The organism is Pseudomonas sp. QL9 (assembly GCF_041409665.1).
In the GTDB taxonomy this organism is placed as follows: Bacteria; Pseudomonadota; Gammaproteobacteria; order Pseudomonadales; family Pseudomonadaceae; genus Pseudomonas; species Pseudomonas knackmussii.
Window position 1 is genome coordinate 3,760,663 of record NZ_CP166971.1, and the last position, 12,050, is coordinate 3,772,712.

Genomic DNA, 12,050 nt, shown 5'->3' on the forward strand with positions numbered 1-12,050 from the left:
GAATGCGAGGCGCTGTGTAAACTATGGCGATTTAGCCGAGGAGTTCCGCCATGCGCCTGCGCAGCGTTACCGCCACCGATCATGCCGCGCTAGTTTCGCTCTGGAAGCGCACGCCAGGCATCCAGTTGCGCCGCGACGACGAGTACGAACCCTTCGTCGCCTATCTGGCGCGCAACCCCGAACTCAGTCTGTTGCTGGAAGAGGACGGAGAGGTGATCGGCAGCCTGCTGGTTGGTCACGACGGCCGCCGCGGCTATTTGCAGCACCTTGTAGTGGACCTGCCGCATCGCGGGAGCGGTTACGCTCGCCTGCTGCTCGACGAAGCGCTGGCGCGGCTTGCCGCCCAGGGTATCGGCAAATCCCACGTATTCGTCCTGCGCGACGCCCCCGAGGCGCTGGAATTCTGGGAAGCGCAACGCAGCTGGGGGCGGCGTGAAGACATCCTGGTTTACTCGGTTGGAGCCTGAAGCATGAAAAAGATCTGCATGGCATTGCTGTTGTCGCTGGTCCCGCTGCTGGGGATGGCCGCGGAGGAGGGCGCCCCGGCGGGCTGGACGCTGCTCGACCAATACGACAAGCCCTACACCCAGGACAACGACCTGCGCATCCTCCTGGTCGCACGCGACATGGCGGGCGGCAAGCTGGTCAAGGCGGCGCTCGAAGGGCTGCCGAAGGACTACCTGGAGCGGCGCCACGCGATGTTCGTCGCGGACATCAGCAAGATGCCGGCGCTGATCTCGAAGATGTTCGCCGTGCCGGCCATGCGTGATTACAACTACCGCGTGCTGCTCGACCGCGAGTCGCGCGTAGTCAGTCATTACCAGGTTCCCGAAGACGGCGTGCTGTGGATAACCCTGCAGCAGGGCAAGGCGGTTTCGAGCCAGGCCTTTGCTGCCGCTCCACAACTGCGTGATGCCCTGGAGCGCACGCCGCAGTGATCGCTGCCCAGCTGCTCTCTGCGCAAAGCCTGGAGCTTGGCTGGGCGGTCTATTTGCCGGCGCTGGCATTCGCTGCCTGGCGCGCACCCTGGGTCGAGTTGGTCAGCGACTTCCGCCGCCAGCACCTGGTGTTCGGCACCATGCTGGCGCTGTTCCTGCTCTGGCTGGTGCGGCGGGATTTCGCTTCCGGGGTGTCGTTCCACTTCATCGGCATGACAGCGGTGACCTTGCTGCTCGACTGGCCTCTGGCGGTCCTTGTTGGCCTGGTCGCACAGGCCGGCCTGTGCTTGCTCGGCCGCCAGGATTGGGCGGCCATGGGCGTCAACGGCGTGCTCCTGGTGTTGGTGCCGGTGACCATCACCGAGCTGGCGGCGATCTACGTGGAACGTCGCCAGCCGCGCAACCTGTTCGTCTACATCTTCTGTTCCGGCTTCTTCCCGGCGGCGCTGGTCGCGTTATGCAGCATCCTGCTGGGGCTGGGCCTGCTTTGGTGGGATGGCATCTTCCCCATGCCGCTCTCGCTGGAGGACTTCATCGGCTACCTGTGGCTGGTGATGTTCCCCGAAGCCTTCATCAACGGAATGGTCGTCACCGCCCTGGTGGTCTTCTACCCGGACTGGCTGGAAACCTTCAACCGTACCCGCTACCTGCAGGCGCCGTGGAAGGACGAGAGCAAGGACGACGGTCCGGATGATCCCTCGTGATGGCTACCGATTCGCTGCGCGCATCCGCTCTTGAGGTTTGATCCAGGTCAGTTCGCTGCCAGCGCTGCGCCGGGAAACTCGGCGGCCCCACAGCAATGGAGACCGCCATGAGCATTCACAGTTGGGCCGAACAACGCCTTCACGACCTGCTACTGGAAGCGGAAGCCGCAGGAATGGACACGCAGCTGGTGCTGCGCGCCCTGCTGAGTGCGGTGGTGCAGGGCAACGCCCAGGTGCGTAGCGAAGAGGACCTTGCGCACGAACTGCACTTCCTCGCCGACAACCTCGACGAAGAGCGGGACTACGCCTTTATGCGGCCGTGATGGAGAGGTAAGGCTGAGCGAGCTTGCTCGCGAACGCTTCGTCGCGGGGCCGATCAATGCCCGCGCAGCGGCGGTGCATCCAGCTCGGCGGAGAACACATCGTCCTCCAGTTCGTTGCCGGGAATGGCGTGCTCCTCGGCGGCCCAGGCGCCAAGGTCGATCAGTTTGCAACGCTCGGAGCAGAAGGGGCGGTTGGCGCTCTTCGCGCTCCACTCCACCGGGGCGCCGCAGGTGGGGCATTCGACGGTCAGGGGCTGGCTCATGGGCGTCCTCCGCGCAGGTTCAGATAGAAATCGTGCAGGCGCTCCACTTCGCGCTGCAGGTGGCCGAGGTCGCTGTCGTTGAGCAGTACTTCGTCGGCGTGCTTCAGGCGCTCTTCACGCTGCGCCTGCGCCTTGAGGATGGCGCGGACCTGCTCCTCGGGAACGCTGTCCCGACGCATGGTGCGCTCCAGTTGCAGGTGTTCCGGGGTGTCCACCACGAGAATGCGCTTGGTCATCTGCCGCTGCCCGGACTCGACCAGCAGCGGCGAAACGAGGATGGCGTAAGAGGATTGCGCCTGCTCGAGGTTGGCGGCGATCTCCTGGCCAATGAGCGGGTGCAGCAGCAGCTCCAGCCAGCGGCGCTCCTCCGGTGACTGGAAGATGCGCTCGCGCAGGGCGGCGCGGTTCAGTGTGCCGTCGGCTTGCAGCATGCTCTCGCCGAAACGCTCGACGATGCTCGCCAACGCGGGCCGGCCGGGTTCGACCACCCACCGCGCGGCATGATCGGCGTCCACCGTATGCACGCCCAGGCTGGCGAAATGCGCGGCGGCGGCGCTCTTGCCGCTGCCAATGCCGCCGGTGAGGCCAAGGATCCAGGGTTTCATCGTACTCCTCGTGCCGGCCCGCGAGCCCCGAACCCGCGGTCATCCCCGCAAATGCGGGGACCCAGCAAAAGGCAGCGAGGAAAAATCAGCGGAAACCGGCGAACTGCAGATAGGAAGTGGTTATTTGATCACCCCAGAGCAGCGCAATCCAGCCGGCAATGGCCAGGTAGGGCCCGAAGGGGATGGGCGTGCCGCTTTCGGCATTGCGAAGGCGCAGCATGATGACACCCAGCACCGCCCCAACCAGCGAGGAAAGCAGGATGGTCAGCGGCAGCACTTGCCAGCCACCCCAGGCGCCAAGCATGGCCAGCAGCTTGAAGTCGCCATAGCCCATGCCTTCCTTGCCGGTGACCAGCTTGAACACCCAGAACACCGTCCACAGGCTGAGGTAGCCGAAAACGGCGCCCCAGAGCGCATCGCTCAGCGAGGTGAAGAGGCCGAAGGCATTGACGATAAGCCCGAGCCAGAGCAGCGGAAGCACCAGGGCATCGGGCAGCAACTGGTGATCGACGTCGATCATGCTCATCGCCAGAAGCCCCCAGCTCAGCAGCAACATCGCGCCCGCCTGCCAGGTGAAGCCAAAGTGCCAGGCAACGAAAGCGGAGAGGAGGGCGGTAGCCACTTCAATCAGCGGATAACGCGCACTGATCGGCGCCTTGCACGACGAACACTTGCCCCGCAGAGCGAGGTAGCTCACCACCGGGATGTTCTCCCAGGGGCGAATCTCATGGTCGCAATGCGGGCAATGCGAGTTGGGCAGGATGAGGTTGTAGGTTTCGCGCTTTTCGGGTTGCGGAAGAGCCAGCGTATCCCTGGCCTGCTGCTCCCAGTCGAGCTGCAGCATCTTCGGCAGGCGGTGGATGACTACGTTGAGGAAGCTGCCAACCAAAAGGCCAAGTAGGGCAGCACACAAAACAAAGGCCAGCGCGTGGCTGGCCAGAAAGTTAAATATTGTCATTGTCAGCGAACTGCATTGCCCAATTGGAATATGGGGAGATACATCGCAATAATAAGTCCGCCTACAAGCACCCCTAATACTGCCATAATCATTGGTTCCATCAGTGTAGTTAAATTGTCAACGGCATTGTCGACTTCTTCCTCGTAAAAAGATGCAACTTTGTCTAGCATGGCATCGAGAGAGCCGGACTCCTCACCGATGGCTGTCATTTGAATAGCCATGTTAGGAAACACTCCAGTTGTACGCATTGAGAAGTTCAACTGCGTGCCGCTGGAAACGTCTTGTTTTACCTTTTCAACTGCATTTCTGAATACTACGTTTCCAGTCGCTCCGGAAACAGAGTCGAGAGCTTCTACTAGCGGGACGCCTGCTGCAAACGTCGTAGAAAGCGTGCGGGCATATCTCGCAATGGCCGATTTGTAAAGTATTCCTCCGATGACTGGAATTTTTAAGGAGGCCTTGTCGAGAGCGTCTCTAAATTTCTCAGATCGTGTGTGAAATTGTTTTAGAGAAAATGCGGCTGCGAATAGTGCAACCAAGACTATCAGCCACCATTTTTGAAGGATCTCTGATAAATGGATCACCATCAAGGTAAATGCGGGTAATTCAGCGCCAAAATTGGCAAATACTTCTTGGAACTGAGGTACTACCTTGATTAGCAAAATGGCAGAAACGATGACTGCAACTACTACCACTGCGATGGGATAGGTCATTGCTTTTTTGATTTTTGCTTTAAGGGACTCTGTTTTTTCTTTATAGGTGGCAACTCGGTCAAGTAGTGTTTCTAGTGCGCCAGACTGCTCTCCGGCGTCTACGAGATTGCAATAAAGATCATCGAAATATTGCGGTTTCTTTCGGAGAGAGTTGGCAAGACTATTGCCCGAAGCAACCTCTTGCTTTATGTCGTCCACCAGTTTGCGCATGTTAGGGTTGTCAAAGCCATCTGCAATTATATCGAAGGCTTGAAGCAAAGGGACACCTGCACCCATCATGGTGGCCATTTGCCTGGTGAAGAGCGCAATGTCCATAGGTTGGATTTTTTTGCCCTTACCGAGCAAAGATATGCCCTTCTTGCGCACTTTGGTTGGATTTATGCCTTGCTTTCTAAGTTGCGCTTTGACTAGCGCAGCATTTGTTCCCGAAAGCTCCCCTTTTATTTTGCCGCCCTTGCGATCCGTGCCTTCGAATATGAAAACACTGGTTTTCAACGCTTTTTCCGCCATGGATTAATCCTTGGTCACGCGGTTGACTTCCTCGAGGCTCGTAATGCCTTGCATAGCTTTCAGGAGGCCCGAGGTACGCAAATCATTGAAGCCTTCCTTGCGGGCTTGCTCCGCGATCTGAATGGAGTTGCCTTCTTCCATGATAATCCGCTGCAGCGCCGGCGTGATTTTAACCACTTCATAAATACCCACACGGCCCTTGTACCCACCGTTGCAATTTTCACACCCCACCGGCGAGTAGAGCTTGAAGGTACCGATCCTGTCTTCCGGGAAGCCTTCGTGGAGCAGGGCTTCGCGCGGAACCTCGTGTTCCTTCTTGCAAGCCGAACACAACTTGCGTGCCAGACGCTGGGCAATGATCAGGTTGACCGAGGTAGCCAGGTTGAACGAGGCCACGCCCATGTTCAGCAGGCGGGTCAGGGTTTCCGCGGCGCTGTTGGTGTGCAGGGTGGACATCACCATGTGCCCGGTCTGCGCGGCCTTGATCGCAATCTCGGCGGTTTCCAGGTCGCGGATCTCGCCGACCATGATCACATCTGGGTCCTGACGCAGAAACGCGCGCAAGGCTGTGGAGAAATCCATGCCCTGCTTGGGATTCACATTGACCTGGTTGATGCCTTCCAGGTTGATCTCCACCGGGTCTTCGGCGGTGGAAATGTTGATGTCCGGGGTATTGAGGATATTCAGGCCGGTATAGAGGGATACTGTCTTGCCCGAACCGGTGGGGCCGGTTACCAGGATCATGCCTTGCGGTTGCTTCAGCGCCTCCAGATAGAGTTGCTTCTGGTTGTCTTCGTAACCTAGAGCATCGATACCCATCTGTGCGCTGGCCGAGTCGAGGATCCGCATCACGATCTTCTCGCCCCAGAGGGTCGGGAGAGTGTTGACGCGGAAGTCAATGGATTTGGTTTTCGAGACGCGCATCTTGATGCGGCCGTCCTGCGGCTTGCGGCGCTCGGAAATGTCCAGCCCGGCCATGACCTTCAAGCGTGCGGAGAGACGGCTGGCCAACTGGATCGGCGGCTTGGCTACTTCGTGCAGCATGCCGTCAGTACGAAAACGCACGCGGTAGATTTTCTCGTAGGGTTCGAAGTGCAGATCTGATGAACCGCCCTTAATAGCATCCAGCAGCATCTTGTTGACGAATCGCACCACCGGCGCATCGTCGGCATCGCCACCGATTGCCTCTTCTTTGCGTTCAACATTCCCACTTTCGATATCAAGTCCTTCGAGGTCGACCTCGCCAAGGTCATCCAGTCCCCCAGTCGGGCTCTCGAAAAGCTTCTCGATGGCGTCCCCGAGTTTGTCATCCTCGACCAGGATTGCCTCAGTAGTAAGGCCCGTACTGAATTGTACGTCGGTGATGGCTTGGTGATTGGTAGGATCGGAAAGCCCTACAAACAGCTTGTTGCCTCGCCGCCACAAAGGGAGGACTCGATGCTGGCGGACCAGTCTCTCGCTTATCAAGTCCCTTGGAATGCTTTCTCGATCAAGGCTGCCAAGGTCGAAGTAGGCGATGCCGAATTGCTCTGCTGCAAGCTCAATCAGAGGTCGGCTTTTCACCAGCTTGTTTTGCACCAGGTAGGTTACCAGCGGAAGCTTGTTACGTTGCGCTTGTTGCTGAGCCTGCTGTGCGCTCTTTTCGTCGAGCAGCTCAGCTATCACCAGTTGGCGTGCGAGGCCGGTAAGTACGGCTTGGTCGTTCATGGGAAGGGGCCGAGGAGGAATGTGCAGATTTTATAACCTTACAGTGGATGTGGTGCCAAATTGCATTGCTTGAGGTGTCATTTTTTGTCAGTTATTGCCTAGTCGCGTTTGTATCCAAGAGAGGAGAGCTGCTTTCATCCGATAATCTCGTGGCTGCAGGCTTGGCACAGCTTGTGCATTGTCAAGCTTAGGTCAACAGACCGTATCTCACCTAAGGAGAGTCATATGAAAGCTCAAAAAGGTTTCACCCTTATCGAATTGATGATCGTAGTAGCGATTATCGGCATTCTGGCCGCTGTGGCCATTCCCGCCTACCAGGATTACACCGTACGAGCTCGTGTTTCCGAGCTTATTCTTGCGGCGAGCAGCGCTCGTACCTGTGTAACAGAGGCATCGCAGCTGGCCAGTGCTGTATCTGCAGGCAACTGCCAGGCTCCGGCTGTGGTTGGTATGGTCGCGAGCTCCAGTATTACCGGCGGAACAATTTCGGTCACCGGTACTACCGGTAGCAATAGCCCGCAAGGCACTAATATCACTCTGACTCCCACCTGGAACAGTACTGCCAATACTGTTACCTGGGCTTGCACTGGCTCGCCGGCCAAGTATCTGCCCGGTTCTTGCGCCGCTGCTGCGGCTCCTGCTCCGTAAGTAAACAGCGAGAAATATAGAGTGCGCCGCATCGCGGCGCATTTTTTATGGGTGACTCTATGCTGGCTCGCAGAAAAGTTTTTTTCTCCCCTCTCCTAGATTTTTTTTTGATAGGTGGCGGTGCTCTTGTTGCATATTTTATTGTCTTGGCGTGTCAGCTCGACAGGGCAAGCTTCGATATAGTTTGGCTAGCATGGATATTGGCATTTTTTGTCAACGGACCACATTTTTTGATCAGCTATGAAATCTTATATCTTGGGCATAGGCATCGCCTGATAAGTGATCCGAAATTCTTTTGGGCTGGTGTTCTGGCTCCTTCGCTGTTAATCGCTTGTGTCGGATATGCTCTTTGGGAGGGTAATGTAAGTCTGTTTAAGGCTGCACTATATACAATGTTTTTCACGGTGGGTTGGCATTATATTAAGCAAGCCTATGGTTGTTTTGTTGTTTATTCTGCGGGGCAGGGAGTCTTCTTCAGTGCTTTAGAGCAGAAGATTATAAAATACGCGCTATTTCCATTGTGGTGGTCGTCATTTCTTCGGTTGTTCACTGTGGATGCGGTAGGTGAATATTGGGGGTTAAAGTATTCTCTTCCTCCGGTTCTCATACAATGGGCGGGTTGTGTTTATTGGTTGTCGCTAATCGGCGTCCTTCCGCTTGCGTGGGTTTTTCTACGGCGCTGGAAAAATGGTAAAGAATGGCCCGGATTGACAGCCGTAACCCCGTTGGTAGTGGTCTATATCTGGCTCTCTCCATTGCTGCGCCATGATTTATTCTTCTACATAATTCCATTATTTCATTCTCTGCAATATCTATTGTTCAGTGGGGCATATACCCGTGGTAAAGTTCGTAGAGCGGGCTCTGGCTACCGTGGTTATATTATGTGGTGGGGGATGGCCTTCGCCCTGGCGGCCTTGCTTTTCTACCTTGTTCCTACTCGACTGGATGCTCTTAAAATTCTCCCTGGTGGGCTTCCGTACAATTCATTTTTGATAGTATTCATAGTCTTTATAAATATTCACCACTATATTATAGATAGTGTAATTTGGCAGGGTGGTAATAAAGAGGTTCGAGATAATCTGCAGATGCGTCCGTTGAAACCTTCCGAAGGCCTTGGGCAATTGAAAATGGATTGAGCTTCGTTTGGAAGCTAGGTATCATGCGGCAGCTTAAATGCAGTTCCATCCCGCCGGTGTAGCTCAGTCGGTAGAGCAGCTCATTCGTAATGAGAAGGTCGGGGGTTCGATTCCTCTTACCGGCACCAGATGTACCGCTCCGAATGATCCTGAATCATCTCGGAGCTCAGGAAAACCGGCCTCTTGGCCGGTTTTTTTGTGCCCGTATAAATCTGTATGCTGATACACAATCCAGGTTTTTAGGGGTACAAATAGGGGTACGACCCAGTTCGATATTGCTCGTACCCCTAAAAGTGACGCTATGGCCCGTCCCATCACGCCTCTGAGCGATTCCAAGTGCGAAGCTGCCAAGCCGCGCGAGAAAGCCTACAAACTCGCTGACGGCCAAGGCCTGTACCTGTTTGTCCGCCCTAACGGCAGCAAGGTCTGGCGGATGAAGTACACCCGCCCCAATGGCAGCGAAAACACGCTTACCTTCGGCGAGTACGGCCGGCAGGGTATTTCCCTTGCCAAGGCACGTGAGAAGCGCAGGAAGGCCCGCGATCTGCTGGCGCAGGGTATCGATCCGGCCGAGCAGGCAAAGCGCGAGGAAGCCCAGGCGAAAAACGCCACTACCTTCGAAGCCGTCACCCGTGAGTGGCACGCCGCCCAGGTGAAGCGAGGGAAGTGGTCAGCGGGCCACGCGGAGCGAATTCTTCGCGAGATGGAAGGGGATCTGTTCCCCGCCCTGGGCAAACGGCCGGTGGAGCAGTTGAAGACCCGCGATCTGCTGGCGCCGCTCCTGGAAGTGGAAGCGCGCGATGCACTCGACATGGCGGCCAGGCTCAGACAACGGCTTTGTGCCGTCATGCGCTACGCGACCCAGACTGGAATCATCGACTACAACCCCGCCCAGGACCTCTCTGGTGCGATTTCCACGCGTAAGACGGTCCATCGGCCGGCTTTGCCTCTGGAGCGCCTTGGCGAGCTCCTGGAGCGCATTGACGGCTATAGCGGTCGCACGCTTACCAAGTACGCGCTGCAACTCACCCTGCAGGTGTTCGTGCGGTCGAGCGAACTGCGCATGGCCCGGTGGCCTGAATTCGATTTCGATCGGGCCCTGTGGATCATTCCGCCGGAGCGCGAAGCTTTGCCGGGAGTGAGGCACTCCACCCGTGGCAGCAAGATGCGAGACGAGCACCTGGTGCCTCTGTCACCTCAGGTCCTGGCGATCTTGCGTCAGGTGCACGAACTCACGGGGAAAGGGCTGCTGGTGTTTCCGCATGACGCCTACGCCTCCAAGCCCATGAGCGAGAACACCATTAACGGCGCTCTCCGTCGGCTCGGCTACGACACGAAAACTGAAGTCTGTGGCCATGGCTTCCGGACCATGGCGTGCTCCGCATTGGTTGAGTCGGGACTGTGGTCGAAAGACGCGGTAGAGCGGCAGATGAGCCACAAGGAGCGCAACGGCGTGCGCGCGGCGTATATCCATCGCGCTGAACACATCGAGGAACGCCGGCTGATGGTGAACTGGTGGAGCAACTACCTGGACGAAAGCCGTCACCGGGCGATCACGCCTTTTGAGTACGCCAGGCCGAGCGGGAGCAACGTCACGGAGCTAAGGAGAGTCGCCGAGTGAGCAAGTTTTTCAAATTCAAAAAGCTCCTCAGTGCGGAGGAGGCAATCGTTTTGCTGACCGACCTAACGGAAGAGCAGGTAGTCCATGAGACAGTCAACGAGCTTATTCTTGAGGATTTCCTGCATCCGATAATCGGCGCCAACAAGGTTCTGGTTGGATTCACTGGAGGGGAGACCGACAAGATCATGGACGGAGAGAAGGGCGCTATGTCCCTTATCTGCGACATCGGAATTCCATGCACCAGTTGGCTAGAGTACGACTACCCTGGCGGCTTCACCTTTAGCAGCGCTGAAGACGAGGCAGGGGAGACTTTTTACTTCGCTATCGCTGCCAGCACTGCTCCCGTCAAAAAGCATTATGAGCTGGCGGACCTTGAGAGCCTTAATCCGTTAAATCCTGAGAATCAGAGCTTCCCGCCGCAAGACCTCTACAAGATTGCAGACGCAGCGAATAGCCCATCGGCAGAGGCTGCAGCGCGCAGCGCAACGAGCAGACGAATTTCTCATCACGAGTTCTACGTTCGAGAAATTCAAGGCATGCCCTTCCCTTACTACTCGCACTCCGAACACCAGGTTCGCCCCGCTGATTTGGACGATGGCTCTGCCAACGAACGCCCCTCCAGCAAACTCTTGGTCGCTGCGCTCGTGGCTATGTTGGTAGAGCAGGGCGGCAGACGGATCACCCAAGACCTAATTGCTGCAACCATCGACGAAAAGTACAAAGGCATTAGGGGGCTGGGGCCGACCACCACCAAGACTTACTTCGCCGAGGCCAAGAAAGCTCTTAAAGCGGCAATGGCCAATCGGCTGAAGTGAAATCCCAATTGGAAATCTATTTTTTCCGATTGGAATGACTGTTTATTTATACAGTTGAAAGATGGCGCCGTAGCCATACGGAGCCATCTACATGCACACCCAATCGAAGCAATCGCCTGCAAAGGCGCTGATTCGCAAAACCTCTCTCTGCAACTGGCTGGACATCACCCCAGGCGGTCTCGACAAGCTCAAGGCGAAGGACCCCAGCTTCCCCAAGCCGATCAAAGACAGCCCCACCCGCCAAGCGGCCGCCTACTACGTTGTTGCCGAGGTTGAAGCCTGGCTGCAACACAAGATCGCCAAGCGCGATGGTTCAGCGGTATGAGCGCCCGCGATACCTCCTCCGAGGCGCAGCGTGCACGCCTGCTCGCTCGGGTTCAAGAAGGCCCTGTAGATACCCTCACTGCTCGGGCCGAACTCAACATCCTTCATCCGGCCGCGCGCATCCAGGAGCTCCGCGACCGTGGTTATCCGATTAAGACCCACCTGATCTCCAAGACCGACGAGCACGGCCGCAAGCATCAGCGCGTGGCGCTCTACTTCATCGGCGCGCTGCCTAGCGATGTGGCGGCCGTAGCCGAATGCGGGAATATCCCGCAATTAGATTCCTCGCAGTGTTGCCGGAAGGATCGGCTTAGGGCGCTGCTGCACATCGGCACGGTAAGCAAAGTGGACCAAGAGCACTTTGCCGTAGTGCGAGCCACCCGGGGCGCTCGCCTCGAGGGCGGTGTGTAATGGACACGCTTGCACTCACTTCCTGCCAGCGCTATGGTTTGCGCGTCACGGTAAATCCCGTGGCCGACCTTGGCCGGTCGAGAATCGTTAGGCGCACAAGCGCCCACCATCCCATTGCTGGCGCTTTTTTTGTGCCCGCAGTGTCGTGTTATGGCGGCTGTGCGTGGGACACCTTCGGGTGTGCCGGGGTCCTAACGTCCCGGTCGGCCAACCCGCGTACAGCTGCCACCCTCCTTTCGCTTGGCCGCGAACGGTGGCAGCTCCTCAACGTTAGGAGTTACACCATGCGCACCCGCAATCCGTTTGCACACGTCGCAGCTCTCCGAGCTATTGCCCTAGCGGCACTCCGTGCTGATTCATCCCTCGCTGTTCGT

General features: G+C 57.2%; 15 protein-coding genes and 1 tRNA gene. 11 read left to right on the plus strand and 5 right to left on the minus strand.

Features of this window, described 5'->3' with window-relative positions; translation table 11 throughout:
- Positions 1 to 50 precede the first annotated feature (50 nt).
- The 4 genes from ACA097_RS17635 to ACA097_RS17650 all read left to right on the plus strand — a co-directional run bounded on the left by ACA097_RS17635 (position 51) and on the right by ACA097_RS17650 (position 1,965).
- Positions 51 to 467 (plus strand): GNAT family N-acetyltransferase, encoded by a 417-nt coding sequence (locus tag ACA097_RS17635; RefSeq protein WP_371364842.1) that lies wholly within the window; start codon positions 51 to 53, stop codon positions 465 to 467.
- Positions 468 to 470: 3 nt separating this feature from the next.
- Positions 471 to 938 carry an FAD/FMN-containing dehydrogenase gene (locus ACA097_RS17640; protein WP_371364844.1) on the plus strand — a complete coding sequence of 156 codons (468 nt, stop codon included), beginning with the start codon at positions 471 to 473 and terminating at the stop codon, positions 936 to 938.
- A complete protein-coding gene (locus ACA097_RS17645; RefSeq protein ID WP_371364847.1) occupies positions 935 to 1,642 on the plus strand; it encodes an energy-coupling factor ABC transporter permease in 708 nt (235 codons plus the stop codon). The genes ACA097_RS17640 and ACA097_RS17645 overlap by 4 nt, the downstream gene beginning before the upstream one ends.
- A gap of 107 nt (positions 1,643 to 1,749) precedes the next feature.
- Positions 1,750 to 1,965, plus strand: a complete 216-nt coding sequence (locus ACA097_RS17650) for a hypothetical protein (RefSeq protein ID WP_371364849.1) — start codon at positions 1,750 to 1,752, stop codon at positions 1,963 to 1,965.
- A 53-nt stretch (positions 1,966 to 2,018) separates the two neighbouring features.
- Here the strand turns inward: ACA097_RS17650 and yacG are convergent, their stop codons facing one another.
- From yacG to pilB, 5 genes are all read right to left on the minus strand, one after another.
- Positions 2,019 to 2,228, minus strand: coding sequence for a DNA gyrase inhibitor YacG (gene yacG / locus ACA097_RS17655; RefSeq protein ID WP_371364851.1), 210 nt, complete (start codon positions 2,226 to 2,228; stop codon positions 2,019 to 2,021).
- Positions 2,225 to 2,833 carry a dephospho-CoA kinase gene (coaE, locus tag ACA097_RS17660; RefSeq protein WP_371364854.1) on the minus strand — a complete coding sequence of 203 codons (609 nt, stop codon included), beginning with the start codon at positions 2,831 to 2,833 and terminating at the stop codon, positions 2,225 to 2,227. Before coaE ends, yacG begins: the two co-directional genes overlap by 4 nt.
- An 85-nt stretch (positions 2,834 to 2,918) precedes the next feature.
- Positions 2,919 to 3,791, minus strand: coding sequence for an A24 family peptidase (locus ACA097_RS17665; RefSeq protein ID WP_371364857.1), 873 nt, complete (start codon positions 3,789 to 3,791; stop codon positions 2,919 to 2,921).
- A 2-nt stretch (positions 3,792 to 3,793) separates the two neighbouring features.
- Positions 3,794 to 5,014: a type II secretion system F family protein gene (locus tag ACA097_RS17670; protein ID WP_371364859.1), complete on the minus strand. Its 1,221-nt coding sequence runs from the start codon at positions 5,012 to 5,014 to the stop codon at positions 3,794 to 3,796.
- Positions 5,015 to 5,017: 3 nt separating this feature from the next.
- Entirely contained in the window at positions 5,018 to 6,721 is a 1,704-nt protein-coding gene (pilB, locus tag ACA097_RS17675) for a type IV-A pilus assembly ATPase PilB (RefSeq protein WP_371364862.1), read from the minus strand.
- Between the two features lie 225 nt (positions 6,722 to 6,946).
- On the opposite strand from pilB, the gene ACA097_RS17680 reads away from it, so the two are divergent.
- The 7 genes from ACA097_RS17680 to ACA097_RS17710 all read left to right on the plus strand — a co-directional run bounded on the left by ACA097_RS17680 (position 6,947) and on the right by ACA097_RS17710 (position 11,676).
- Positions 6,947 to 7,369, plus strand: a complete 423-nt coding sequence (locus ACA097_RS17680) for a pilin (RefSeq protein ID WP_371364865.1) — start codon at positions 6,947 to 6,949, stop codon at positions 7,367 to 7,369.
- Between the two features lie 47 nt (positions 7,370 to 7,416).
- A complete protein-coding gene (locus ACA097_RS17685) occupies positions 7,417 to 8,505 on the plus strand; it encodes a hypothetical protein (RefSeq protein WP_371364867.1) in 1,089 nt (362 codons plus the stop codon).
- A gap of 52 nt (positions 8,506 to 8,557) precedes the next feature.
- Positions 8,558 to 8,633, plus strand: a tRNA-Thr gene (locus tag ACA097_RS17690).
- A 173-nt stretch (positions 8,634 to 8,806) separates the two neighbouring features.
- A complete protein-coding gene (locus tag ACA097_RS17695) occupies positions 8,807 to 10,126 on the plus strand; it encodes a tyrosine-type recombinase/integrase (RefSeq protein WP_371364870.1) in 1,320 nt (439 codons plus the stop codon).
- Positions 10,123 to 10,941 carry a hypothetical protein gene (locus ACA097_RS17700; protein WP_371364872.1) on the plus strand — a complete coding sequence of 273 codons (819 nt, stop codon included), beginning with the start codon at positions 10,123 to 10,125 and terminating at the stop codon, positions 10,939 to 10,941. Before ACA097_RS17695 ends, ACA097_RS17700 begins: the two co-directional genes overlap by 4 nt.
- A gap of 91 nt (positions 10,942 to 11,032) precedes the next feature.
- Positions 11,033 to 11,266, plus strand: a complete 234-nt coding sequence (locus ACA097_RS17705) for a helix-turn-helix transcriptional regulator (protein ID WP_371364874.1) — start codon at positions 11,033 to 11,035, stop codon at positions 11,264 to 11,266.
- Positions 11,263 to 11,676 carry a helix-turn-helix domain-containing protein gene (locus tag ACA097_RS17710; RefSeq protein ID WP_371364877.1) on the plus strand — a complete coding sequence of 138 codons (414 nt, stop codon included), beginning with the start codon at positions 11,263 to 11,265 and terminating at the stop codon, positions 11,674 to 11,676. Before ACA097_RS17705 ends, ACA097_RS17710 begins: the two co-directional genes overlap by 4 nt.
- Positions 11,677 to 12,050: the final 374 nt, after the last annotated feature.

Bases quoted from the DNA above. Each gene is read 5' to 3' on its own strand.
- ACA097_RS17650 (WP_371364849.1), top strand. From the start codon at position 1,750: ATGAGCATTCACAGTTGGGCCGAACAACGCCTTCACGACCTGCTACTG.
- ACA097_RS17680 (WP_371364865.1), top strand. From the start codon at position 6,947: ATGAAAGCTCAAAAAGGTTTCACCCTTATCGAATTGATGATCGTAGTA.
- ACA097_RS17705 (WP_371364874.1), top strand. From the start codon at position 11,033: ATGCACACCCAATCGAAGCAATCGCCTGCAAAGGCGCTGATTCGCAAA.
- yacG (WP_371364851.1), bottom strand. From the start codon at position 2,228: ATGAGCCAGCCCCTGACCGTCGAATGCCCCACCTGCGGCGCCCCGGTG.
- ACA097_RS17635 (WP_371364842.1), top strand. From the start codon at position 51: ATGCGCCTGCGCAGCGTTACCGCCACCGATCATGCCGCGCTAGTTTCG.
- ACA097_RS17695 (WP_371364870.1), top strand. From the start codon at position 8,807: ATGGCCCGTCCCATCACGCCTCTGAGCGATTCCAAGTGCGAAGCTGCC.
- ACA097_RS17670 (WP_371364859.1), bottom strand. From the start codon at position 5,014: ATGGCGGAAAAAGCGTTGAAAACCAGTGTTTTCATATTCGAAGGCACG.
- pilB (WP_371364862.1), bottom strand. From the start codon at position 6,721: ATGAACGACCAAGCCGTACTTACCGGCCTCGCACGCCAACTGGTGATA.
- ACA097_RS17710 (WP_371364877.1), top strand. From the start codon at position 11,263: ATGAGCGCCCGCGATACCTCCTCCGAGGCGCAGCGTGCACGCCTGCTC.
- ACA097_RS17685 (WP_371364867.1), top strand. From the start codon at position 7,417: ATGGGTGACTCTATGCTGGCTCGCAGAAAAGTTTTTTTCTCCCCTCTC.
- ACA097_RS17665 (WP_371364857.1), bottom strand. From the start codon at position 3,791: ATGACAATATTTAACTTTCTGGCCAGCCACGCGCTGGCCTTTGTTTTG.
- coaE (WP_371364854.1), bottom strand. From the start codon at position 2,833: ATGAAACCCTGGATCCTTGGCCTCACCGGCGGCATTGGCAGCGGCAAG.
- ACA097_RS17640 (WP_371364844.1), top strand. From the start codon at position 471: ATGAAAAAGATCTGCATGGCATTGCTGTTGTCGCTGGTCCCGCTGCTG.